This is a genomic window from Methylobacterium sp. 275MFSha3.1 (assembly GCF_900108435.1).
GTDB lineage: Bacteria > Pseudomonadota > Alphaproteobacteria > Rhizobiales > Beijerinckiaceae > Methylobacterium.
On record NZ_FNWP01000008.1, the window covers coordinates 175,576 to 198,574 of the forward strand.

16 protein-coding genes are annotated in these 22,999 nt (G+C 71.4%); 9 read left to right on the forward strand and 7 right to left on the reverse strand.

The window, feature by feature from the left end; all coding sequences use genetic code 11:
- Positions 1–8 precede the first annotated feature (8 nt).
- Positions 9–2,111, reverse strand: a complete 2,103-nt coding sequence (locus tag BLW78_RS11595; RefSeq protein ID WP_091679629.1) for a methyl-accepting chemotaxis protein — start codon at positions 2,109–2,111, stop codon at positions 9–11.
- Positions 2,112–2,821: 710 nt separating this feature from the next.
- Complete coding sequence (locus tag BLW78_RS11600) at positions 2,822–3,949, reverse strand: PA0069 family radical SAM protein (protein ID WP_091679631.1); 1,128 nt, start codon at positions 3,947–3,949, stop codon at positions 2,822–2,824.
- 158 nt (positions 3,950–4,107) lie between these two features.
- Here BLW78_RS11600 and BLW78_RS11605 point away from each other — a divergent pair, with 158 nt between their 5' ends.
- Both BLW78_RS11605 and BLW78_RS11610 read left to right on the forward strand, forming a co-directional pair.
- The gene (locus BLW78_RS11605; RefSeq protein WP_020092663.1) at positions 4,108–4,638 is read left to right on the forward strand and encodes a hypothetical protein; all 531 of its coding nucleotides are present in this window, start codon (positions 4,108–4,110) and stop codon (positions 4,636–4,638) included.
- Between the two features lie 164 nt (positions 4,639–4,802).
- The gene (locus tag BLW78_RS11610; protein ID WP_091679634.1) at positions 4,803–6,251 is read left to right on the forward strand and encodes an amino acid permease; all 1,449 of its coding nucleotides are present in this window, start codon (positions 4,803–4,805) and stop codon (positions 6,249–6,251) included.
- Positions 6,252–6,260: 9 nt separating this feature from the next.
- Here the strand turns inward: BLW78_RS11610 and moaB are convergent, their stop codons facing one another.
- Positions 6,261–6,818, reverse strand: coding sequence for a molybdenum cofactor biosynthesis protein B (moaB, locus tag BLW78_RS11615; protein WP_091679637.1), 558 nt, complete (start codon positions 6,816–6,818; stop codon positions 6,261–6,263).
- 141 nt (positions 6,819–6,959) lie between these two features.
- Here moaB and maiA point away from each other — a divergent pair, with 141 nt between their 5' ends.
- The 4 genes from maiA (at position 6,960) to BLW78_RS11635 (ending at position 9,770) form a co-directional block, all read left to right on the forward strand.
- On the forward strand, positions 6,960–7,607 hold the full coding sequence (gene maiA / locus BLW78_RS11620) for a maleylacetoacetate isomerase (protein ID WP_091679640.1): 648 nt from the start codon (positions 6,960–6,962) through the stop codon (positions 7,605–7,607).
- Between the two features lie 140 nt (positions 7,608–7,747).
- Positions 7,748–9,079 carry an NAD(P)/FAD-dependent oxidoreductase gene (locus tag BLW78_RS11625; protein ID WP_091679643.1) on the forward strand — a complete coding sequence of 444 codons (1,332 nt, stop codon included), beginning with the start codon at positions 7,748–7,750 and terminating at the stop codon, positions 9,077–9,079.
- Positions 9,080–9,144: 65 nt separating this feature from the next.
- Positions 9,145–9,456 carry an EthD family reductase gene (locus BLW78_RS11630; protein WP_020092668.1) on the forward strand — a complete coding sequence of 104 codons (312 nt, stop codon included), beginning with the start codon at positions 9,145–9,147 and terminating at the stop codon, positions 9,454–9,456.
- The gene (locus tag BLW78_RS11635) at positions 9,453–9,770 is read left to right on the forward strand and encodes a hypothetical protein (protein ID WP_020092669.1); all 318 of its coding nucleotides are present in this window, start codon (positions 9,453–9,455) and stop codon (positions 9,768–9,770) included. The genes BLW78_RS11630 and BLW78_RS11635 overlap by 4 nt, the downstream gene beginning before the upstream one ends.
- A 135-nt stretch (positions 9,771–9,905) precedes the next feature.
- Here the strand turns inward: BLW78_RS11635 and BLW78_RS11640 are convergent, their stop codons facing one another.
- The 3 genes from BLW78_RS11640 to BLW78_RS11650 all read right to left on the reverse strand — a co-directional run bounded on the left by BLW78_RS11640 (position 9,906) and on the right by BLW78_RS11650 (position 15,679).
- Positions 9,906–13,241: a GAF domain-containing hybrid sensor histidine kinase/response regulator gene (locus BLW78_RS11640; protein WP_091679645.1), complete on the reverse strand. Its 3,336-nt coding sequence runs from the start codon at positions 13,239–13,241 to the stop codon at positions 9,906–9,908.
- A gap of 46 nt (positions 13,242–13,287) precedes the next feature.
- Positions 13,288–14,562, reverse strand: a complete 1,275-nt coding sequence (locus BLW78_RS11645) for an O-antigen ligase family protein (RefSeq protein WP_091679648.1) — start codon at positions 14,560–14,562, stop codon at positions 13,288–13,290.
- Positions 14,563–14,671: 109 nt separating this feature from the next.
- Positions 14,672–15,679 (reverse strand): CobW family GTP-binding protein, encoded by a 1,008-nt coding sequence (locus tag BLW78_RS11650; protein ID WP_091679649.1) that lies wholly within the window; start codon positions 15,677–15,679, stop codon positions 14,672–14,674.
- A gap of 293 nt (positions 15,680–15,972) precedes the next feature.
- On the opposite strand from BLW78_RS11650, the gene BLW78_RS11655 reads away from it, so the two are divergent.
- From BLW78_RS11655 to BLW78_RS11665, 3 genes are all read left to right on the forward strand, one after another.
- Positions 15,973–17,295 (forward strand): efflux RND transporter periplasmic adaptor subunit, encoded by a 1,323-nt coding sequence (locus tag BLW78_RS11655; RefSeq protein WP_091679652.1) that lies wholly within the window; start codon positions 15,973–15,975, stop codon positions 17,293–17,295.
- An 11-nt stretch (positions 17,296–17,306) separates the two neighbouring features.
- A complete protein-coding gene (locus tag BLW78_RS11660; protein ID WP_091679655.1) occupies positions 17,307–20,456 on the forward strand; it encodes an efflux RND transporter permease subunit in 3,150 nt (1,049 codons plus the stop codon).
- Positions 20,457–20,599: 143 nt separating this feature from the next.
- Positions 20,600–22,135 carry an efflux transporter outer membrane subunit gene (locus tag BLW78_RS11665; RefSeq protein WP_091679658.1) on the forward strand — a complete coding sequence of 512 codons (1,536 nt, stop codon included), beginning with the start codon at positions 20,600–20,602 and terminating at the stop codon, positions 22,133–22,135.
- A gap of 10 nt (positions 22,136–22,145) precedes the next feature.
- On the opposite strand, the gene BLW78_RS11670 is transcribed toward BLW78_RS11665, so the two are convergent.
- Positions 22,146–22,937 carry a flagellar hook basal-body protein gene (locus BLW78_RS11670; RefSeq protein ID WP_056525841.1) on the reverse strand — a complete coding sequence of 264 codons (792 nt, stop codon included), beginning with the start codon at positions 22,935–22,937 and terminating at the stop codon, positions 22,146–22,148.
- Positions 22,938–22,999 lie beyond the last annotated feature (62 nt).

The window sequence follows — 22,999 nt, forward strand, 5'->3', positions numbered from 1 at the left end:
GCGACGGGTCACGCGGCCCGGACGCCGGTGAGGAAGCGCTCGACCTCCGCGGCGAGCTCCTCCGACTGACGCGTGAGCGCGGTGGCGGCCGTCAGCACGTGGTCGGCCGCGTGGCCAGTCCGGTCGGCCGCCTGCGCCACGCCGGCGATGTTGCCGGTGACCTCCTGCGTGCCGGCATTGGCCTGGGCGACGTTGCGGACGATCTCCTGCGTCGCCGCCCCCTGCTGCTCCACCGCGGCCGCGATGGCGGCGGCCACGGCGTCGATCTCCCCGATCCGGCCGGTGATCGTCCCGATCGCCCGCACCGCCTGACCGGTCACGGTCCGGATCTCGCCGATCTGCCGGCCGACCTCGTCGGTGGCCCGACCGGTCTGGGCGGCCAGTTCCTTGACCTCGGTTGCGACGACCGCGAAGCCGCGCCCGGCCTCGCCGGCCCGCGCCGCCTCGATCGTGGCGTTGAGCGCCAGCAGGTTCGTCTGCGCGGCGATGCGGGCGATCAGCTCGACGACGGCGTCGACCCGGGCGACGGACGCGTTCAGCGCCGCCACCAGGGCGGCCGTCTGGTCGGCCTCGCCGACCGCGCTCCGGGCCAGCTCGGACGAGCCCTGGACCTGCCGCCCGATCTCCTGGACGGAGGTGCCGAGTTCCTCCACCGCGGCGGCCACCGTCCTGACGCCGGCGGACGCCTCCTCGGCGGCCGCGGCCACGGTATCGGACTGGCTGGCCGTCTCCTGGGCTGTGGTGGTCATCTCCCAGGCCGTGGTCTGCAGTTCGGCCGCGGCGGCGGAGACCTGCCCGACGATGCCGGCCACCGCCGCCTCGAAGGTCTGCGCCATCGTGTGCGTCATGGTCCGGCGCTGCGCCTCCGCGGCGCGCGCCGCCTCGTCCGCCTCTGCCTCCAGGGCGCGGGTGCGGACGAGGTTGTCCCGGAAGACCTCCACGGCCGCCGCCATCGCGCCGATCTCGTCCCGCCGCCCGCGGGCCGGGATCTCCACGGCGACGTCGCCGGAGGCGAGCGCCCGCATCGCCTGGATCATGGCCCGGAGCGGCCCGAGCACGCGGCGGACGACGACGACGGCGCCGGCACCGGCGAGCAGCACCGATGCGGCCAGGAACAGGCCGGTGTGCAGCAGCGTCGCCCCCGCCTCAGCGAAGAGTGCCTGCGCGCGGGCGACCATCGCGTTCAGCGCCGCCTCGGCGAGGTCGGCGATGGTGTTGACCTCCCGCGTGTTGCGGTCGCGCAGGTCCTGGATCGCGACGCCCGGCGGCTGACCCCGGCTCAGGGCCGCCCGCAAGGCCTGCCGCCGCGCCGCGACCTCGCCCTCGAAGTTGCTGCTGCCCGCCCTGACGAAGGCGTCCTGGACCGCCCGCGGCAGCGTGTCGTCCATGTGATCGACGAGATTCGCCCAGCTCGCCGCGACGCGGCCGCGCTCCTCGGCCTCGGCGAGGCGCTCCTCCTCGGACCAGCCCGTGCCCCGCGTCACGGCCGTCTCGGCCCGCGCCACGTTGCCGCCGATCGCGACCCGCGTGATCCAGGCGGCGCGCTTGATGTCCAGGGCGCGGGCCAGCGCCGCGTCCCGGCGCGGGATCGTGACGTCGACGGCCCCGCTGGTCGCCGTGAGCGCGTCGAGCAGATCCCGGAAGGCGGTCGCGGCGACCCCCTCGGTCGCGGCCTCGCGCTCCGCGACCGGGACCGCGAGGGCCGCGTCGATCCGCGACGTCAGGCCGATGACGGCCTCGTGCGCCCGTCGGAGCGGATCGACCGTCTTCGCCACCGCGGCGGTGTCGACCGCGCGCACCAGGCTCAGGAGCGCTTCCAGACGATCGATCCGGGTCGCGCGCTGTCGGGCGATCAGGGCCGCGTCGGCGGGCGGGATCCTGTCCGCGGCGATCAGCGCCTGCAGGGTCCGTCCCCGCTCGAGGCGCACGGCGAGCAGGATCTCGAGGAGGATACGACTGCCTTCCGTGAGCGCGACGACGCGGCGGCTCTCCCGCTCCTGCGCCCCGGCCTCCAGCGCCGTCCGGGCACCCGCGGCCAGCAGCATGGCGCTGAGTGAGAACAGGATCGCGCACAGGATCGTGCCGATGGACGGACGCGGAAGGCGCAGCATGAGGGTCGGGATCTCTCTTCGCGGTGCGTCGAGGCGTGCGGCCCGCCGCCGGGCTGCCCGGTTCGAGCAGGGCGGCCGGTCGGCCTCGGTCGACGGAAAGGCTGAGCGACGCGACAGGCACCCCGACGCGGCGGCGGCCCGGTTCGCTCGAAGGGCGCGGCGAGGGCGCGGCGAGTCCGGGGGCTCACCGGCGAACTCCCGGTCCGGTCATCGGACCGGGAGTTCGCCCGGTCGGCATCGGAGGTCGAAACCCCGACACTCTACCGTCTCAAGGAAGGCCGGCAGTCGCGACCGGCAGAACCGAGCAGGGCCGCGGCGCGCGGCTCGCCCGCGACCGGATCACGGCGCACAGCGTCCATTGGCGGGATCTGCGGACACGGACACCGGACAAAATCGCGCTCTTACGCACAGAACGACCCTCAATATAGAAATGAAATTCGATAACTCAATCAAACTTGGTCAAAATCTCGCAGTAAAACTCGCGATCTCAGGCATTTGAACCACAATGACACAGATGTCAATCTTACGTTCTGCGATCTTCCTCACAACTTAGACATCAGATAATCGACTTTGGGGGCAACATTTGAGCCGCTTTCAATCTTTGGAATTATCTTCTTACGCCGTTTCCGGCCAAAATGACTGGAATTTTCGCTGAACCGTACTGTGGGACAGGTCCGCCGCCTCGCGCGCGCCGCCGCGTCGGTCGCGTGTCAGAACAGCGCCAGCTGCGCGCCGGGCTTCCGGAAGGCGTCGCGATTCAGCGCGATGCGCCCGAAGGCGAAACCGAGACGCGTGCCGGCGAGCCGGACCCGCTGGCCGATCATCGTCGCGTAGGCGCCCTCCCCGCGGAAGCGGTGGCCGAAGCGCGGGTCGTTCTCGCGCCCGCCCCGGGCTTCCCGCAGGAGTGCGAAGGCCCGCGCCCTGCGTTCGGGATAGTGCTCGGTGAACCAGTCCGCCACGAGGTCGGCGACTTCGCCCGGGAGGCGCAGCAGCGCGTGGCCGATCCGGCTCGCCCCGTGCGCGCGCGCCTCGGCCAGGATCGATTCGATCTCGTGGTCCGTCAGGCCGGGGATGATCGGCGAGACGTTGACCATGACGGGCACGCCCGCCGCGCTCAGGCCCCGCATCGCCGCGAGCCGCTTGCCCGGCCGCGGCGCCCGCGGGTCGAGGCGGCGGGCGAGGTCCGGATCCAGCGTCGGCAGCGAGATCGCCGCCAGCACGAGGTTCTCCGCCGCCATCTCGGTCAGGAGATCGAGGTCGCGCAGCACGAGGTCCGACTTGGTGGTGATGCTGACGGGGTGGCGGGCCTCCCGCAGCACCTCCAGAACCGCGCGGGTCAGCCGGTGCTCCCGCTCGACCGGCTGGTAGGGATCCGTGGCGGTGCCGAGGGCGATCGTGTCGGGCCGGTAGCCCGGCGCGGCGATCTCGCGGGCGAGGAGCCGGGCGGCGTCCGGCTTGGTGAAGATCCGCGACTCGAAGTCGAGCCCCGGCGACAGGCCGAGCCAGGCATGGGTCGGGCGCGCGTAGCAGTAGATGCAGCCGTGCTCGCAGCCCCGGTACGGGTTGATCGACCGGTCGAACGGGATGTCGGGCGAGCTGTTGCGCGCGATGATCCGGGCGGACCGCTCCGGCGTGACCTCCGTGCGCAGGGGTGCCGGAGCGTCCGCCGTCCAAGTCTCGTCGTGGAACGCCTCGCGCCGGGCGGATTCGTATCGGCCCGTCGGGTTGGCCGTCGCGCCGCGCCCGCGCCGGGCGGCCGGTTCCGCGACGCTCGGCCCGAGTCGCGGCGCGGCCCCGTTTGCGGTCCCGGATGCGGTCCCGTCGCGCGTGTCCCCCATGACGACTCGCCTCCCTCACGGATCCACATAAGAACATAGAGCGAACACGACGGTGAAGGGCGCCTTTTTTTCAGGCAAATGCGGCTCTGCAGCCCGTCCGGGCGACGGCGCGTCACCGCGCGGGCCGCGGGGCAGTTTACGGCGCCGCAGAATCGTCTATGCGCGCGCTCATGCTCTCCGCCGTGACCTATCTGGCCGAACCGGCCGATCCGGACGCGATCGATCGCCTGGCCGACACGCTCAGCGTGCTCGTCTCCGGCGTGGCCGGCGGCCTCGTCGGCGACGCGGTGATCGTCGCGGGCCGCGAGAGCGAGGCCGTGGCGGCCGTCGCGGAGGCCACGGGCGCGACCCTCGTGCTGCACCGGGGCGGCAATCCCTACGCGGCCGGCGCCGCCGCGGCCCGGCGGGACTGGATCCTGTGCCTGGAGGCCGGCGACGTCCCGGCCGAGGGCTGGATCCGCACCCTCGACCGCTTCGTCGGGACCGCGCGGCCGGAGACGGCGCTCGGCCGCCTGCACCGCCCGGCCGGGCGCTGGCTCGGCCGGCTCGTCAGACGGGCGGAGACCGTCGTCGGCGCCCGGCAGGCCCGGGCCGGCGACGTCGTCCGGCGCGAGGCCCTGCGTGCCGAGGGCGCGTTCACGGGTCGCCTCAAGGTCAGGCCGCTGATCGCTCGGATCGAGCGCGCCTGACCGGAAAGATCTTGCTCGGGAGAATCTTGCTCGGAAGAATCTTGCGCCCGCTCACGTTGTTGTCGGTCGATCCGCCTCTACAACTCTGAAAGCGCGGCAGGATCGTCGCCGTCTCCGGACATGATGACGCGCGCTGAGCCACCCCGATCTGGAAGGATGGTGCAATGGATTCGTCGGGCCTGATGGGGCGCAAGTCGGTCGAGGACATCGTCGAGAGCGGCGAGGGCGAGCAGCAGCTCTCGAAGTCGCTGGGCGCCCTCTCGATCACCGCGATGGGCATCGGGGCGATCATCGGCGCCGGCATCTTCGTCCTGACCGGCACGGCCGCGGCCCAGTATGCCGGGCCGGGGATCATGCTGTCCTTCGTGCTCGGCGGCATCGCCTGCGCCTTCGTCGGCCTCTGTTACTCGGAGATGGCCGCGCTGATCCCGGTCGCCGGATCGAGCTACACCTACACCTACGCGACGCTCGGCGAGTTCTTCGCGTGGCTGATCGGCTGGGACCTGATCCTCGAATACGCCATGGGCGCCGCCACCGTGGCGGTCGGCTGGTCGGGCTACGTGACCAGCATCCTGAAGAGCGTCGGCATCGTGATCCCGGCGCAGTTCGCCAACGCGCCGGGCACGCCGATCGAGGGCGGCGGGACCGCGCTGCTGAACCTGCCGGCGGTCCTGATCGTGGCGCTGATCACGATCCTGCTGATGCGGGGCACGAAGGAATCGGCGCTCTTCAACAACATCATGGTCGCGGTGAAGCTCACCGTCGTGGTCGCCTTCATCGCCCTGGGCTGGGGCCACGTGAATGCCGCGAACTGGAGCCCGCTCATCCCGGACAACGACGGGACCTTCGGCCATTTCGGCTACAGCGGCGTCCTGCGCGGCGCGGGCGTGGTGTTCTTCGCCTTCATCGGCTTCGACGCGGTCTCGACCGCCGCCCAGGAGGCGCGCAGACCCCAGAAGGACATGCCCATCGGCATCCTGGGCTCGCTCGCGGTCTGCACGATCCTGTACGTGCTCGTCGCCGCCGTGCTGACCGGGCTCGTGCCCTACAAGGACCTGAACGTCCCGGACCCAATCGCCAAGGGCGTCGACGTGATCGGCATCGGCTGGTTCGCGCTCCTGATCAAGCTCGGGGCGCTGACCGGGCTGACGACGGTGATCCTCGTCCTGCTCTACGGCCAGAGCCGGATCTTCTTCACCATGGCGCAGGACGGCCTGCTGCCGAAGATGTTCTCCCACGTCCACCCGACCTACCAGACGCCGTATCGCAGCCAGGCGATGATCGGCGCCGCGGTCGCCGTGGTGGCGGCCCTGGTGCCGATCCACATCCTCGGCGAGATGGTGAGCATCGGCACGCTGGCCGCCTTCATCCTCGTCTGCGGCTCGGTGCTCTACCTCCGGCGGGCCGAGCGCACCATGAAGCGGCCGTTCCGGGCGCCCGCCGTGCCGGTCGTGCCGATCCTCGGCATCCTGTCCTGCCTGCTCCTGATGATCGGCCTGCCCCTCGACACGTGGCTCCGGCTGGTGATCTGGATGGCGATCGGCCTCGTCGTGTACTTCTTCTACGGCCGCAAGCACTCGGTCCTGCGCCGCAAGGAGGGGAACCTCGCGTAGCGCGCGGCCTCACACCGTGAGGCTCGCGCCGCGCCGCAGGTGCTCGTCGAGGCGCGGCATGATCTCCACGAAGTTGCAGGGCCGGTGCCGGTAGTCGAGCTGCTGGGCCAGGATCCCGTCCCAGGCGTCGCGGCAAGCGCCGGGCGAGCCCGGCAGCACGAACACGTAGGTCGCCCGCGCGACCCCCGCGGTGGCGCGGGACTGCAGGGTCGAGGTCCCGATCTTGTCGTACGAGATCCGGTGGAACACGGCCGAGAAGCCGTCCATGCGCTTCTCGAACAGCGGCTCCAGCGCCTCGGGGGTGACGTCGCGGCCGGTGAAGCCGGTCCCGCCGGTGGTGATCACCACGTCGACGCCGGGGTCGCGCAGCCACGCCTCCACCCGCGCGCGGATCGCCGGGACCTCGTCCGGGACGATCGACCGGGCCGCCAGGATGTGCCCCGCCGCGGTGAGGCGCTGGGTCAGGGTGTCGCCCGACCGGTCGTCCTCCGGGCGGCGGGTGTCGGAGACGGTCAGGACCGCGATGTTCAGGGGGATGAAGCGGCGGGCGTCGGTCTGATCGGCCATCGTGCGGGCTCTCCGGGGCGGGAGACCGATATGGGCCCGACGGGACCGCTTGTCGCCCCCGGGCCGCCGCGCGCGCAGCCCCCTTGCGGGCCGCAGCGAAGTCGGCTGTGCTCGCTCGACCCCGTCGGAGATCGCTGACCCATGCACATGTACGGCAACTGGCGCTCGGCCGCGGCCTTCCGGGTGCGGATCGCCCTGAAGCTGAAGGGCATCGCCTACGAGGAGACCTTCATCGATCTCGACGCCGGCGACCAGCACGAGCCGGCGTTCCGGAAGATCAACCCGCAGGGCGCGGTGCCGGCGCTGTTCGACGGCGACGGGCCGCCGCTCACCCAGTCGCTGGCGATCCTCGACTACCTGGAGGAGACCCGGGGCGGCGTCCGCCTCCTGCCCGAGGAGCCCCGGGCGCGGGCCAGGGCCCGCTCGCTGGCGCAGGTGGTCGCGTGCGACACCCACCCGCTCTACGTGCCCCGGGTGCGCACCTTCCTGATGGAGCATTACGGCCTGCCCCGGGAGCGCATGCTGGATTTCCTGCGCAACGCCTTCGAGACCGGCCTCCGGACCCTGGAGACGCGCCTCGCCACCGAGCCGGGGACGGGCCGGTTCTGCCAGGGCGATTCGGTGAGCCACGCCGACCTCTGCCTCGTCAGCCTCTGGGTCGGGACGGGCATCTTCGGCATCGACACGGCGGCCTACCCGACGGTCGCGCGAATCGCCGAGGCCTGCCTCGCCCTGCCGGCGGTCGCGGAGGCACACCCGCTGCGCCAGCCAGGCGCCCCGCCGGCGTGACCGGGCTCCGCGCGCCGCCCGTCCGGTGCGCGACGTCGCACTCGTGACCGGGGGTCGCGGCCGGCGATGTGGTATTCGGCAACCCAGGCCGTGTAAGGAGGCCGGCGACTGATCCCGGTCCGGGAGGAGAAAGAGTGTCGATGGCATCCGTCGAGAACGAGTCGGGCCTTCATCGCGTCGTGGTGGTCGGCGGCGGCGCCGCCGGACTGCAGCTGGTCACGAAGCTCGGCGACAAGCTCGGGCGCGGCAAGCGCGCGCACGTCACCCTCGTGGACCGCGCCCGGACGCATATCTGGAAGCCGCTGCTCCACGAGGTGGCGGCCGGCAGCCTCGACGTCGGCCACCACGCGGTGGATTACCTGCACCACGCCCACATGCACGGCTTCCGCTACCGGATCGGGCGGATGACCGGGCTCGACCGGGAGGCGCGCACGATCCAGCTCGCCGCGAGCTACGACGCGGAAGGGCGCGAGGTCACGCCCGAGCGCGCCGTCCCCTACGACACGCTGGTGATGGCGGTGGGCTCCACCACCAACGATTTCGGCACGCCGGGCGTCGCCGAGCACGCCATCGCTCTCGACACCCAGGACCAGGCGGTGCGCTTCCACCAGCGCCTCGTGAACGCCTCGCTGCGGGCGCACACGCAGGCCGGCCCGGTCCGGCCCGGCCAGCTCCACGTCACGGTGATCGGCGCGGGCGCGACCGGGACGGAACTCGCCGCCGAGCTCCACCGGACCCTGCGCCACGTCGTCTCGACCGGGCTCGACAAGATCGACCCGGGCAAGGACATCCGCATCACCCTGGTCGAGGCCGCCGACCGGATCCTGCCGGCGGTGCCGCAGCGCCTCTCGGCCGAGGTGATGCAGCTCCTCAGCAAGATCGGCGTCGACGTGCGCGTGAAGGCGCGGGTCACCGAGGTGCGCGCCGACGGCGTGCAGCTCGCCGACGGCACCTTCATCCCGTCCGAGCTGGTCGTCTGGGCGGCGGGCGTGAAGGCGCCGCCCTTCCTGCAGGGCATCGGCGGCCTGGAGACGACGCGGACCAACCAGCTGGTGGTGACGCCGACGCTGCAGACCACCCGCGACCCCGACATCTTCGCCATCGGCGACTGCGCCTACCTGGTCGAGGCCGGCTCCGACACGCCGGTGCCGCCGCGCGCGCAGGCGGCCCACCAGCAGGCGAGCCACCTGATCGCCCAGATCCCGGCCAAGATCGACGGCAAGCCGCTGAAGCCGTTCCGGTACAAGGATTTCGGCTCGCTGGTCTCGCTGGGCGAGTACTCGACCGTGGGCAGCCTGATGGGGTTCGTGCGCGGCAAGAACATGCTCATCGCCGGTCTGTTCGCCCGGATGATGTACCGCTCGCTCTACAAGATGCACGAGCGGGCGCTGCACGGCACGGCCAAGACCGCCCTCGACACCCTGGCCCGCGCGCTGACCCGGCGCACCGAGCCGCGGGTGAAGCTGCACTGACCGTCGCCGTACGACCCGAGGACGGGCGCCCGGATCGACCGGGCGCGACACAGGAAGGAACCGCCATGATCCTGGTAAGCGTGATGTACCCGGCCGGCCCGAGCTTCGACATGGGCTACTACCTCGGCCACCACATGCCGCTGGTGCGCGAGCGCTGGTCGTCCCTCGGCCTCCACGACGCGAAGGTCGTCAAGGGCGCCGGCACGCCGGACGGCGGCGCCGCCCCGTTCCAGGTGATGGCCCTCCTGACCTTCGAGTCGGTCGACGCCTTCAAGAAGGCCGTCGCCGCCCACGGCGAGGAGATCTTCGCCGACATCCCGAACTTCACCGCGGCGCAGGCCCAGGTGCAGATCAACGACTTCGCAGAAAACCCGTGATCGACATCGTCAAGGCGGTGCAGGAGGCCGATCCGAGCCTCGGCACCTACGTGGTCGTGCTGCGGACCGACGCCCGGGCCCTCGACGGCCCGGAGCGGTTCACGCCGGAGGCGCAGGCCTGGATCGCCGAGAAGGCGCCGAGCGGCCGGCTCGCCCGGGTGCGCGTCCTGCTCGCCCCCTATCCGGGGGCGGAGCCGGCCGCGCGCGAGGTCACCGTGGCGGCCTTCGCCGACGCGCGGGAGCTCGCCGCCTTCGCGACGACCTGGACCGGCGACCCGCTGCCGGAGGAGCCGGGGGACTCTCTTCCCGACTGACGGCTCCGGAGCCGCCGTCTCTGCGAGCGGAGTAGGCGATCCAGGGCAGCGCGGCGCTCACCGGCGGCGCGCCGACCCTGGGTCACTTCGCTCCGCCCGCGACGACGGAAAGGGTCCTCGATACCGCGCGCGGACTCACGCCGCGCGCAGCTGCCGGATGGCTCGCAGCGCGGTCGCCCGCTGGATCTCCAGGCGCCGGATCAGCGGCATCAGGTCGGCGCCCGCGTGGGCGGCGGCCTCGACCTCCCGGCACAGGCTCGACAGGCCGACGAAGCCCAGCAGCCCGGCCGCTGCCACCAGGGCGTGCGCGTCGTGGGCGATCTGCAGGCGGTCGGTCTCGCTCGGCCGGAACCGCTCGGACAGCTCGTTCGCCAGGAGATCGAGCAGCGCCCCGACGCGATCGGTGCCGAAGCTCGCCTCCATCTCGGTCAGGACCGCCGCGTCGAGCACGGCCGAATCGACCTGCGGCAGGCGGCGCGGCACCTCGGCCCGCGCCGGCCGCCGCGCCCCCGGCGCCGTCCAGCGGCTGATCGTGGCGAAGAGGTCGGCCCGCCGGAACGGCTTGCCCACATGGTCGTCCATCCCGGCCTCGCGCAGCTCCTCGATCTGCGACGGCAGGACGTTGGCGGTCATGGCGACGATCGGGATGTCGCAGGCGGGCGGCGCGAGGGCGCGGATGCGGCGCGTGGCCGTGAGCCCGTCGACGCGGGGCATCTGGACGTCCATCAGCACGAGATCGTAGGCCCGGCCGGCCGCGACGGACGACCCGACCGCCGTGATCGCCTCGGCGCCGTCCCCGGCCACGTCCACCGCGTAGCCCTGGGATTCGAGCACCGCGCAGGCGAGTTCCTGGTTGAGCGGCACGTCCTCGACGAGGAGCAGCCGCAGCGGCGCGCCCGGGACCTCGCCGGCCGCCGGAGCCGCGGCCGGGGGCGGCCGCGACGGCCCACCCGCGTCGGCCGCGGCGCCCGGGGCCGCGGTGTCCCGCTCGCCGCGGGGCAGCACCAGCCGGAACCAGAAGGTCGAGCCCGCCCCCTCGCGGCTCTCGACCCCGATCTCGCCGCCCATCAGCGACACGAGGTGCCGGGAGATCGCCAGCCCGAGGCCGGTGCCGCCGAAGCGCCGGCTGATCGAGCCGTCGACCTGGCTGAACCGCTTGAACAGCCGGTCCTGCTGCGCCGGCGCGATGCCGATGCCGGTATCGACCACGGAGAACCGGACCGCGTCGCCGGGGCGCCCGTCGGGGGCGACGCCGTCGCCCTCCCGCTCCGCGGTCACCGTGACCGAGCCCTCGGGCGTGAACTTCACGGCGTTGTTCAGCAGGTTGAGCAGCACCTGTCGCAGGCGCCCGGCATCGCCGACCACGAAGGTCGGCAGGGCCGGGTCGATCCGGGCCTCGATGGCGAGTCCGCTGCGGAGCGCGCTGCCCCGCACGATCGACACCGTGCTGTCGACGGTCGAGGCCAGCGGGAAGGTGACCGGATCGAGGGTCAGCTCGCCGGCCTCGATCTTCGAGAAGTCGAGGATGTCGTTGACGACCGTGAGCAGGGCCGCGCCGGAACTCTGGATCAGCTCGAGGCGCCGCCGGTCCTCGTTCTGGATCGCGTCGCCGTCGAGGAGCAGCTCGGCGTAGCCCAGGATGCCGTTCAGCGGGGTGCGGATCTCGTGGCTCATGGCGGCCAGGAACTCGCTCTTGGCCGCGCTCGCCCGCTCCGCCTCGGTGCGGGCCGCCTCGGCGTCGCGCGTGGCGGTGCGCAGGGCCGCCTCGACCGCCTTGCGCTCGGTGATGTCGAGGTGGAGGCCGACCATCCGCTGGGGCTGCCCGTCGGTGCCGCCGAGCGTCCGGCCCCGGGCGTAGAGCCAGCGCGCGCCGACCCGGAACTCGGCCGCGTAGGGGGTGCCGGACTCGACCGCCCGCCGGATCTCGTTCCAGACATCGGAGACGTCGTCCGGATCGATCAGCGCCGTCCACGCGGAGGCCGAGATCGTGTGGGCGCCGCCGGTCTCCGGCAGGCCGTGCATCCGCGCGCTCTCCGGGCTGAGGACGGCGAGCCCCGTGCGCATGTCCCAGTCCCAGGTGCCGGCCTCCGCAGCGTCGAGGGCGATGTCGAGCAGGCCGCTCGCCTCCTCGACGGCGAGCCGCGCCGTGACGATGTCGTCGACGTCGAGGGCGGTCCCGAGCCACTCCGCCACCGCGCCGTCCGCCGGGTCGAGGCGGATCGGGATCAGCGAGAGCTTGTGCCACCGGTAGACGCCGTCCTGGCGCCGGATCCGCCACTGGCCGCTGTAGCCCGTGCCGGTCTCGACCGCCCGGATCCAGGCCGCCTCCATGGCGGCGGCATCCTCGGGGTGGTTCCGGACGAGGCGCTCCGCGCGCTCGGGCCCGATCGGCCCGTAATAGGACTGGAACTGCGCGTTGGCGTAGGTCGCCTGACCGTCCCCGACCCGCATGGTCCAGACCAGGAGCGGCAGCGCCTCGGCGAGGCCCCGGTAGCGCAGCTCGCTGCGGCGAACCTCGTCCTCGGCGCGCCGGCGCTCGGTCACGTCGATCAGGACGCCGAACAGGCCGGCGCCCGCCCCCTCCCCCCGGGCCATGCCGCGCACGACCACGTCGCGCAGCGCGCCGTCCGGCCGCAGCAGCCGGGCCTCGAAATCGAACCGGCCCCCGCGGGCGATCGCGTCGGCGACGATCGCCTCGAGCCGGGCGCGGTCGTCGGGATGGTAGATCTGCGCGAAGGCGTCGAGATGCGGCGGCGGGGTCGCGGGGTCCCGGCCCGCGATCGCGTAGAGGCTCGCCGACCAGACCGGCTGCCCGTCCGCGAGCTCCACGCGCCAGTTCCCGACGCTGGCGAGCTGCTCGGCCATGGTGAGCTGGTGGTTCGCCGCCTCCTGGGCGCGGGCCCGGGCGTTGATCTCCCGGTGCTGCTCGCGGATCAGCGCCTCGCGGATCGCCGCCTGCGCGATCTCCCGGTCGCGCCGCGCGTTGGCCTCCGTGAGGCGCAGATGCGCCACGACGATTTCGGCGAGGTCGCGGAAGGCGGCCGCATCCTCGGGCGAGAAGTCGGAGCGGGGCTCGGGATCGGCGAGGCAGAGTGTTCCGACCGGCAGGCCTGGCTGGAGGCTCAGGGCGATGCCCGCGTAGAACCGGATCCCGTCCGGCGCGGCGGCCACGGGCAGGTCGCGGAAGCGCGCGTCGAGCCGCGCGTCGGGGACGACCACGAGGGCGTCGCTGCGGATCGTGTGCTGGCAGAAGCTCTCGTCCCGCCGCATCGTGGTCGGCACCCCGGCACAGGGCGTCTTCAGCCACTGGTGCGTGTCGCCCAGGAAGGCCACGAACGCGCTGCGCACGCCGAACAGGCGCCGGGCGGTCCGGCAGACGGCCTCGAAATGCGGTTCCGGCGGTGTCCCGAGGATCGCCAGGGCCTCGAGGGCCGCGAGCCGGTCGCGCTCGTTCTCCGGCTGTGTGCTCACGTACCGTCTCCGGGTGCCGATCGGCCGCGACCGAGCGATGCCGCGCCTAGCGCGGCGTTTCAAGCGCGCCCGCCTGCGGCCGCGTGCCCATGCGCAACCGCGCGGCCTCCAGCGCCCAGACCATGCCCAGCATCATGTAGACGTGGCGCCACTTCTCGATGTCGATCTGGACGGCCTGCAGGAAGAACATCAGCAGCGCCGGCCAGACGATCTGGGCGTGCGCCCGGACCGGCGACGGCCGCGCCAGGAGCCGGAAGCCGACGAGGCCGGTCGCCACCACGAGGCCGATGAACACGGCCCCGCCGAGCCAGCCGCCGTTGGCGAAGGAGCCGATGTAGGAATTGTGCGGTTCGAGCCCGAAGATCAGCCGCCAGTGCATCGGCCCCATCCCGAACGGCCGCTCCAGCAGCATGGCGAAGCCGCGGATCTGGTTGCCGAAGCGGCCGGTCTCGCCCTGGTCGTAGTCCTGGGTTAGGGCCGCCCGGGTCTCGAACATCTTGTGGACGTGGTCGACCGAGAGCAGCCCGATCACCGCGACGGTGCCGAGAACGATGGTCGCCAGGGTCAGGAGCACGATGCGGCGGCGCAGGCGCGGGGAGTCGCTGCCGGCGTAGACCGATCCCACCATCAGCAGCACCGCGACGGCGCTCCCGCCCCAGGACCCGCGCGAGAACGACAGGAAGATGCCGGCCACGATGATCAGCAGGCCGGCGAGGGACACGAGCGGCCGGCGCGTGGAGCCGGTGAGCAGGCCGTGCATCAGGTAGAGCGCGCCGAGCGTCAGGAACGAGCCGAAGACGTTCGGGTCCTGGAACGTGCCCGAGGCCCGGTCGTACTTGTAGAACAGGTCCTCGATCCCGAGCCATTGCAGGTAGCCGACGATGCCCAGAGCCGCCGAGAACACGCAGCTCGCCGTGTAGGCCTTGAGCGCCAGCTCCATCCGGGCGTGGGTGTCGTCCGCGAAGAACATCGCGAAGAAGATGCAGGTGATCGAGAGATAGACCAGCTGCACCGTCCAGGTGACCGGGAACTCCTCGTTCAGGTAGGGCAGCAGCGCGGTGACGATGCCCGCGAGGTAGAGGAGCAGGAGCGCCACCAGGGGCACCGCCCCGCGGTGCAGCCGGACGCCGAGGCAGAGCCAGAGCAGGATCGTGGGGATCGCGACCGCGTCGTAGGGCGAGGTCTCCGAGAAGGCGAAGCAGGCGAAGAAGACGAACGCCGCGAACAGCGCCTTGCCCAGCCCCTCGACGGCCGCGATGAGCGGGATTCCGCCCGCCGACCCGGACGGGACCGGGCCTGCGGGCGCTGCGGTGTGGGCCATGGATACGCGGGCTCCGCGGGTCGGTTACGCGGGCCCGCGCCGTCCGTGATGCCACGGAAACGTTGAGAATCGCCTTCCCGGCGCGGGGCGCCGGGGAGGCGGCGCCCGTTCAGGCGCGGCAGGCCTCGAAGCCCTCCTTGATCGCCGCCGGATCGAGGTTGCGGCCGATGAACACCACCCGCGAGACCCGCTCCTCGTCCTGGCCCCAGTCGCCCTGCACGTCGCCGTCGAGGATCATGTGCACGCCCTGGAAGACGAAGCGCTTCGGCTCGTCGGGGAAGGCCACGATCCCCTTGCACCGCAGGATATCCGGACCCTGCGACTGGGTCAGGTTCGAGATCCACGGCATGAACTTGTCCGGGTCGACCGCGCCCTCGATCTTGGCCGAGATCGAGCGGATGTCGGAATCGTGATGGTGGTGGTGCCCTGCCTCGAGGAAGTCGGGCTCGACGTCGAGGATGCGGTCGAGGTCGAAGGCGTTGCGCTCGAGGACCGCGTCGAGGGGCACGGCGCAGTTCTGCGTGCGGTGGAGCTTGGCCAGCGGGTTGATCGTGCGGATCTCGGCCTCGACGCGGTCGAGGTCGGCCGGGGAGACGAGGTCGCTCTTGTTGAGCAGGATCACGTCCGCGAAGGCGATCTGGTTCTTCGCCTCCGGCGCGTCCTTCAGGCGGTCGGACAGCCACTTGGCGTCGGCCACCGTCACCACGGCGTCGAGGCGGGCGGCCTCGCCGACATCCTGGTCGACGAAGAAGGTCTGCGCCACAGGGGCCGGGTCGGCGAGGCCGGTCGTCTCGACGATGATCGCGTCGAACTTGCCCCGGCGCTTCACCAGCCCGTCCATGATCCGGATCAGGTCGCCGCGCACCGTGCAGCAGACGCAGCCGTTGTTCATCTCGAACACCTCCTCGTCCGCGCCGACGACGAGGTCGTTGTCGATGCCGATCTCGCCGAACTCGTTGACGATCACGGCGTAGCGCTTGCCGTGGTTCTCGGTGAGGATCCGGTTGAGGAGCGTGGTCTTGCCCGCGCCGAGGTAGCCGGTGAGCACGGTGACCGGGATCTTGCCGGCGGCGGAACCGGGAGCGGCCGGGGCGGAAGCGTTGCTCGTATCGGACATGACGGCTTCTTCGGTGACGGGTGCGGGATCGCGCGGGCCTGGACCCGCGAGCGTTGTCATATTGTAACAAATCCCGTCAAAGGAAGACGGGGCCACACGGTTTCGCGACCGGGGCGCCGGATCGATTGCCTGTCGGACAAGCTTTGCTCTAGGCACGCCGTACCGCCCGAATCTTTCCGCGGCGCGCCATAGAAAAGCACCAGCGACCGCATTGATGTAGGCGTCGTCCGGGCACGTATCGTACTCTCGTCACCCAGCCCGGACTCTCGGTCCGGACCTAGAAGATCATCCGCATGGACGCCCGAAATCCGCTGGACCAGGACGAGGCCGTCGCCGTCCCCGCGCGCGGGCGCCGGTGGCCCGGCCTGCTGATCGCCGCCGTCCTGCTCGCGGCCGCCCTGGGCGCCGCCATCGCGTTTCCCGACCGGACCCGCGAGGCCGCCGCGCACCTCGTCGCGGCCGTGACCGGGCTGTTCGCCCCGGGCAACCCCGACCCGGGCATCGACGTGGAGAAGGCCGGCCCGGTGGAGCGGGTGTTCCGGCCCTCCAAGGAGCAGCGCGCCGCCTTCGAGATCCTGCCGGTCGCCAACCTCGTGTTCCGGCCCGAGGGCTCGGCCGAGGGACGGATCGCCCTCAACGAGGACGACAACGTCCCGGTGGTCTCGCCCTATGCCGGCCGGGTGACGAAGGTCCTGGTCCGCGCCGGCGACGACGTGAAGGCCGGCGACGTGCTGCTGACGCTCGAGGCCACCGACATGGTCCAGGCGCAGAACGACTATCAGGCGGCCGTGAACAACCTCCAGAAGCAGCAGGCGCTCCTGAAGCTCGACCAGACCATCGCGCAGCGCCAGCAGGAGCTGTTCCAGGCCCGCGCGACGGCGCTGAAGGACTACCAGTCGGCCCAGAACGACGTCATCGCCGCCCAGAGCGACCTGAAGACCGCCGAGGGCGCCCTCGACGCGGTGCGAAGCCGCCTGCGCCTGCTGGGCAAGACCGACGCCGAGATCGCCGCCTTCGAGAAGAACGGCACGATGAGCGCCGAGACGCAGATCCGGGCGCCGATCGCCGGCACGATCGTCCAGCGCAAGGTCGGCATCGGGCAGTACCTCTCGGCCTCCAGCGACCCGGTCTTCGTGATCGGCGACCTGTCGACGGTCTGGCTCGTGGCCAACGTCCGCGAGAGCGAGATCCCCAAGATCCGCATCGGCCAGGAGGTCGAGGCGAAGGTGGCGGGCTTCGGCGCGCGGGTGTTCAAGGCCCGGGTGAACTACATGGCCTCCAGCCTCGACCCGGCGACGCGGCGCCTCGCGGTGCGCAGCGAGGTCGACAACCCGGACCGGGTGCTGCGCCCGGAGATGTTCGCCACCTACACGATCATCACCGGCAAGGGTGAGCCGAGCCCGAGCGTGCCGGTGGCCGCCATCGTGTACGAGGGCGACCGCACCCACGTCTGGGTGGCGCGGCCCGACGGCGCCGTGGAGGCGCGCGACATCAAGCTCGGCCTGATCAACGGCGACAACGCCCAGGTCGTCCAAGGCCTGAGCGCGGGCGAGCAGGTCGTCACCCGCGGGGCCCTGTTCATCGACCGGGCGGCCACCGGCGACAAGGCGTCCTGAGCGGGGATCCGATGAACGCCCTGATCGCCTTCTCGCTGCGCCAGCGCGTGCTGGTGGTGCTGCTGTTCGTCGTGATGCTCGGCGTCGGCTACGGCGCCTACACGCAGCTCAACATCGAGGCCTACCCGGATCCGGTCCCGCCGCTCGTCGACGTGATCACCCAGAATCCAGGCCAGTCGGCCGACGAGATCGAGCGCTACATCACCATCCCCCTGGAGGTGGCGCTCGCCGGCATCCCGAACGCCCAGGTGGTGCGGACGATCTCGCTGTTCGGCCTCTCGGACGTGAAGGTCCAGTTCAACTACGAGTACACGTACGAGCAGGCGCTGCAGCGGGTCCTCAACCGCCTTTCGCAGGCCCCGACCCTGCCCAACGGCGCCACACCGCAGATCTCGCCGACGAGCCCGGTGGGCGAGATCATGCGCTACAAGCTCGTCGGCCCGGCGGGCTACTCGCCCATGGACATGAAGACCCTGCAGGACTGGGTGCTGCAGCGCCGGTTCAAGGCGATCCCCGGCGTCGTCGACGTCACGGCCTTCGGCGGCAAGGCCAAGGAGTACGAGGTCGCGGTCGACCTGAACCGCCTCCAGGCCCAGGGCCTGACCCTGGTGCAGCTGACCAACGCGCTGAACAACGCCTCGATCAACGTCGGCGGCCAGACGCTGAACGTCGGGCAGCAATCGGCGGTGGTGCGCGGCATCGGCCTGATCCGCGACATGGACGACATTCGCGACACGATGATCAGCCTCGTCAACGGCACCCCGGTGCTGGTGCGGGACGTGGCGGAGGTGCGCGTGTCGAATGCCCCGCGCCTCGGCATCGTCGGCCACGACAACCAGCCCGACATCGTCGAGGGCATCGTGCTCATGACCCGCGGCGGCAAGAGCCTGCCGACGCTGGAGCGGGTCGAGGCCGAGATCGACAAGATCAACAGCTCCACGATCCTGCCGCCCGACGTGAAGATCGAGCGGATCTACGACCGCTCGGGCCTGATCCACACCACCACCCACACGGTGATGCACAACCTCGTTTTCGGCGTGGTGCTGGTCTTCGTGGTGCAGTGGCTGTTCCTCGGCTCGCTCACCAGCGCGATCATCGTGGCGGCCACGATCCCGTTCGCGCTCGGCTTCGCGATCCTGATCCTGGTGGTGCGCGGCGACTCGGCCAACCTGCTGTCGCTCGGCGCGATCGATTTCGGCCTGATCGTCGACGCGACCGTGATCATGGTGGAGAACGTCTTCCGCCACATCGCCGAGCCCGATCACGTGAAGGGCGAGGATCCGCCCGACGGCCTCACCGGGCGGCTCGGCACCATCGCGATCGCCGGCCGCGAGGTGAACCGGGCGATCTTCTTCTCGGCGACGATCATCATCGTCGGCTTCCTGCCGCTGTTCACGATGACCGGCGTCGAGGGCCACATCTTCGGCCCGATGGCCAAGACCTACGCGTACGCGCTGCTCGGCGGCCTGCTCGCGACCTTCACGGTCTCGCCCGCGCTCTCGGCCCTGATGCTGCCGAAGAAGCTCGAGGAGCGCGACACCCTGATCGTGCGGGTGCTGCGCGTCGGCCACGAGGCGGCTCTGCGCTTCGGCCTGCGCAACCGGGTCCTGGCGATCGCCGTGATGCTGGCGGTGCTGCTGGTCTCGGGCCTCACGGCCCGCAATCTCGGCCTCGAGTTCCTGCCGCGTCTCGAGGAGGGCAACCTCTACGTGCGCGGGACGATGCCGTCCTCGATCTCGCTGGAGGCCGGCAACGGCTACGTCCAGCGCATGCGCAAGATCTTCCAGGAGGTTCCGGAGGTCACCACCGTCCTGTCGCACCAGGGCCGCCCGAACGACGGCACCGACGCCACCGGCTTCTTCAACGTCGAGATCCTGGCGCCGCTCAAGCCGATCGACCAGTGGCGCAAGGGCCTCGACAAGGAGACCCTGATCCAGGACCTCAGCAAGAAGCTGGAGGCAGAATTCCCCGGTATCGAGTTCAACTTCTCACAGTATATCGAGGACAACGTCCAGGAGGCCGCCTCGGGCGTGAAGGGCGAGAACTCGGTCAAGATCTACGGCAACGACCTCGCGCAGCTCACCAAGACCGCCAACGCCGTCAAGGCCGCGCTCGCCACCGTCCCCGGCGTCACCGACCTGTCGGTGTTCGAATCCCTCGGCCAGCCGACGGTGCGGATCGACGTCGACCGCCACAAGGCCGCCCGCTACGGCCTCTCGATCGGCGACGTGAACACCACGATCCAGGCGGCGATCGGCGGCCAGACCGCGGGCGACCTCTACGAGTACGGCTCCGACCGCCACTTCCCGATGCGGGTGCGGCTCGCCAAGGAGTACCGCTCCTCGCTCGCCGGCATCCGCAACATCGCGGTCGGCGCCCAGAACCCCAACGGCGGCGTGATCCAGGTGCCGCTCTCCGAGATCGCCGACGTCGACCTCGTCTCCGGCGCCTCGTTCATCTACCGCGAGGACCAGCAGCGCTACATCCCGGTGAAGTTCTCGGTGCGCGGCCGCGACCTCGGCAGCGCCGTGCTCGAGGCCCAGCGAAAGGTCGCCGACGCGGTCGACCTCCCGCCAGGCTACCGGCTGGAATGGGTCGGCCAGTTCACCAACCTGAAGGAGGCGGCCGCCCGCCTCAGCCTCGTGGTGCCGATCACGCTGCTGCTGATCGCGCTGCTCCTCTACATCAACTTCTCATCGGTGGCCGACATGCTGCTGACCCTGTCGGTCATCCCGATGGCGATGATCGGCGGCATCTTCGCCCTGGCGCTGACCGGCACGCCGTTCTCGATCTCGGCGGCGATCGGCTTCATCGCGCTGTTCGGGATCTCGACCATGGAGGGCGTGATCCTGCTCGCCTACTACAACCAGCTGCTCGACGAGGGCTGGAAGCGGCAGGAGGCGGTCTGGCACGCCGCCGTGGTCCGCATGCGCCCGGTGATGATGACCTGCGTGGCGGCCTGCGTCGGCCTGCTGCCGGCCGCGGTCTCCACCGGCATCGGCTCGCAGGTGCAGAAGCCGCTGGCGCTCGTGGTGGTGGGCGGCATCATCCTGGCGCCGAACCTGATCCTCGTGATCGTCCCGGTGCTGATCTCGCTGTTCTCCCGCCGCCGCCCGAACCCGGACGCCCGGGCGCGGCCCGCGCACCGGGCCGCCGCGTGAGCCGGCTCACGACCCCGCGGGCCGGCGCGCGGCCCGTTGCAGGGGGGCCACAACGGCCACACCGCGCGTGCCGCCCGGGGATGGTCGGATTGACTTGGCAGCGGGTCGCGCCGCTCTACCGAGGTGAGGTTTTCGGGGGCGGGATGGTGAGCTTTGCGCCGAGACGGTGCGGACGGGCGACCGCGTGGCTGGCGGCCTCCCTGGGCCTGTCGGCCTGCGCGGTCGGCCCGAACTTCGTGGCGCCCGAGGCTCCGCCGGTCGGCCGCTACACCAGGGAGCCGCTGCAGAACCCCTCCGCGGCCGACAACATCCGGACCCGGCAGGGCGGCTCGGCCGACCAGAGCTTCGTGTCCGGCGCCGACATCCCGGGCGAGTGGTGGAGGTTGTTCCACTCGAAGGCCCTGAACCGCGTCGTCGAGCAGGCGCTCGCCAACAACCCGACGCTGGAGGCCGCGCAGGCCTCCCTGCGGGTGGCGCAGCAGAACGTGCTGGCCCAGAAGGGCACCCTCTACCCGAGCCTGACGGCGACGCCGCAGGTCCAAGGGGCGCTGGCGCCCGGCCTCGACCTGCAATCGCCCCTCAACAACCAGAGCCGGTACCTCTACAGCCTGTCCACGCCGCAGGCGGTGGTCTCGTACAATCCCGACGTGTTCGGCGGGAATCGCCGGCAGATCGAGTCCCTCGAGGCCACCACCGAGAACCAGCGCTTCCAGCTGGAGGCGGCCTACCTGAGCCTGACCGCCAACGTCGTCGCCGCCGCGATCCAGGAAGCGTCCCTGCGGGCGCAGATCGACGCGACCCGCAAGGTGATCCAGGCGCAGACCGAGGTGCTGCAGCTCTACAACAAGCAGCTCTCGCTGGGTCAGATCGCCGGGGCCGACGTGGTGCAGCAGCAGGCCGCGCTGGCGCTGTCACAGCAGCTCCTGCCGCCGCTGGAGAAGGCGCTCGCCCAGCAGCGCAACCTGCTGACCGCCCTGGCGGGGCGCCTGCCCTCCGACGAAGTTTCCGAGACCTTCGACCTCGCCGCCCTCCGCCTGCCGACCCGGCTCCCGGTGAGCCTGCCCTCGCGGCTCGTGCAGCAGCGCCCCGACGTGAAGGCGGCGGAGGCCCTGGTGCAGCAGGCGAGTGCCAATGTCGGCGTCGCGGTGGCGAACCGCCTGCCGCAGTTCAGCCTGACCGCCACGGGCGGCTCCAGCGCCACGCGGATCGCCCAGATCGCCAACCCGGGCGCGGCGTTCTTCACGATCGTCGGGCAGGCGACGGCGCCGATCTTCGATGCCGGCACCCTGTTCCGGCGCCAGCGGGCCGCCGAGGAATCGCTGACGGAGGCGCAGGCGCAGTACAAGGCGACGGTGATCACCGCCTTCCAGAACGTCGCGGACGCGCTGCGCGCGCTCCAGGCCGACGCGAAGGCCGTGGCCGCCGCCGACGCAGCGGTGAGTGCCACGAACCAGAGCCTCGCGCTGATCCGCAAGCAGTACACGGCCGGGGCGATCACCTCCTCGCAGGTGCTGATCGCCCAGCAGGGCTACCTCTCGGCGCTGGTGACCTCGGCGGCGGCGCGCGCCACCCAGTACGCCGACACCGCCGCGCTGTTCGTGGCCCTCGGCGGCGGCTGGTGGAACCGCGCCGACGTGGCGCCGCCGCCACCCGAGAAGGACCCGCTGAAGTTCCTCTGACGGGGCCGCCTCAGGTGTACATCGCGATGGCGTCCTGCAGCATCTGGTCGGTGGTGCTCATGACCTTGGTGTTGGCCGTGTAGGCCTGCTGGGTCTCGATCATCTTCGAGAACTGATCCGAGATCCCGGCATTGGACTGCTCCACCGAGCCGGCCGTGATGGTCGCGCCGTTGAGGCCGTAGCTCGGCGTCCCGGACTGGCCGGTGGCCACGTAGGTGCCGCCATCGAGCGAGGCGAGGTTGTCCTGCATGCCGAACTGCGCCAGCTGCAGCGTGCCGAGGGCCAGGGTGCTGCCGTCCGCGGCCGTGCCCGTGAGGGTGCCGGCGGGCGAGACCGCGAGACTCGCCAGGGTGCTCGCCCCGGTCGGAACCTGGACGGGGGTCGTCGCCGAGGGGCCGGCGAACAGGTAGTAGCCCGCGCCATTGGAGAGGTAGCCGCTGGCGTCCGGCGCGAAGTCGCCGCGCCGCGTGTAGCCGGTGTCGCCGGCGAAGGCCGGGCTGTCCGGCGTCCCGGTGTTCTTCTTGACGACGAAGTAGCCGTTGCCCGAGATCGCGAGGTTGGTCGCCACACCGGTCGACTGCATCGTGCCCTGGATGTTGAGGCTGTTGCGCGTGCTCGGCAGCACGCCGCCGGTCAGCTGCGTGCCGTCCCGGGTCTCGGCCAGCATGTCGGCGAACCGCGTCTCGGTGGACTTGAAGCCCACCGTCTGGGTGTTGGCGATGTTCCCCGAGATGTTGTTCAGGGCCAGCGACTGCGCCGAGGCGCCGGAAATCGAGTTCGAGAGCGCGGTGTAAAGGCCCATCGGGGTCTCCGTTCGCCGGAGCGGCACGGCCCCCGATCCGACGGAAGCCGATAAGGACCCAC

What these genes read in the sequence shown, in the direction of transcription:
- BLW78_RS11595 (WP_091679629.1), bottom strand. Translation starts at nt 2,111, where the DNA reads ATGCTGCGCCTTCCGCGTCCGTCCATCGGCACGATCCTGTGCGCGATC.
- BLW78_RS11600 (WP_091679631.1), bottom strand. Translation starts at nt 3,949, where the DNA reads ATGGGGGACACGCGCGACGGGACCGCATCCGGGACCGCAAACGGGGCC.
- BLW78_RS11605 (WP_020092663.1), top strand. Translation starts at nt 4,108, where the DNA reads ATGCGCGCGCTCATGCTCTCCGCCGTGACCTATCTGGCCGAACCGGCC.
- BLW78_RS11610 (WP_091679634.1), top strand. Translation starts at nt 4,803, where the DNA reads ATGGATTCGTCGGGCCTGATGGGGCGCAAGTCGGTCGAGGACATCGTC.
- moaB (WP_091679637.1), bottom strand. Translation starts at nt 6,818, where the DNA reads ATGGCCGATCAGACCGACGCCCGCCGCTTCATCCCCCTGAACATCGCG.
- maiA (WP_091679640.1), top strand. Translation starts at nt 6,960, where the DNA reads ATGCACATGTACGGCAACTGGCGCTCGGCCGCGGCCTTCCGGGTGCGG.
- BLW78_RS11625 (WP_091679643.1), top strand. Translation starts at nt 7,748, where the DNA reads ATGGCATCCGTCGAGAACGAGTCGGGCCTTCATCGCGTCGTGGTGGTC.
- BLW78_RS11630 (WP_020092668.1), top strand. Translation starts at nt 9,145, where the DNA reads ATGATCCTGGTAAGCGTGATGTACCCGGCCGGCCCGAGCTTCGACATG.
- BLW78_RS11645 (WP_091679648.1), bottom strand. Translation starts at nt 14,562, where the DNA reads ATGGCCCACACCGCAGCGCCCGCAGGCCCGGTCCCGTCCGGGTCGGCG.
- BLW78_RS11650 (WP_091679649.1), bottom strand. Translation starts at nt 15,679, where the DNA reads ATGTCCGATACGAGCAACGCTTCCGCCCCGGCCGCTCCCGGTTCCGCC.
- BLW78_RS11655 (WP_091679652.1), top strand. Translation starts at nt 15,973, where the DNA reads ATGGACGCCCGAAATCCGCTGGACCAGGACGAGGCCGTCGCCGTCCCC.
- BLW78_RS11660 (WP_091679655.1), top strand. Translation starts at nt 17,307, where the DNA reads ATGAACGCCCTGATCGCCTTCTCGCTGCGCCAGCGCGTGCTGGTGGTG.
- BLW78_RS11665 (WP_091679658.1), top strand. Translation starts at nt 20,600, where the DNA reads ATGGTGAGCTTTGCGCCGAGACGGTGCGGACGGGCGACCGCGTGGCTG.
- BLW78_RS11670 (WP_056525841.1), bottom strand. Translation starts at nt 22,937, where the DNA reads ATGGGCCTTTACACCGCGCTCTCGAACTCGATTTCCGGCGCCTCGGCG.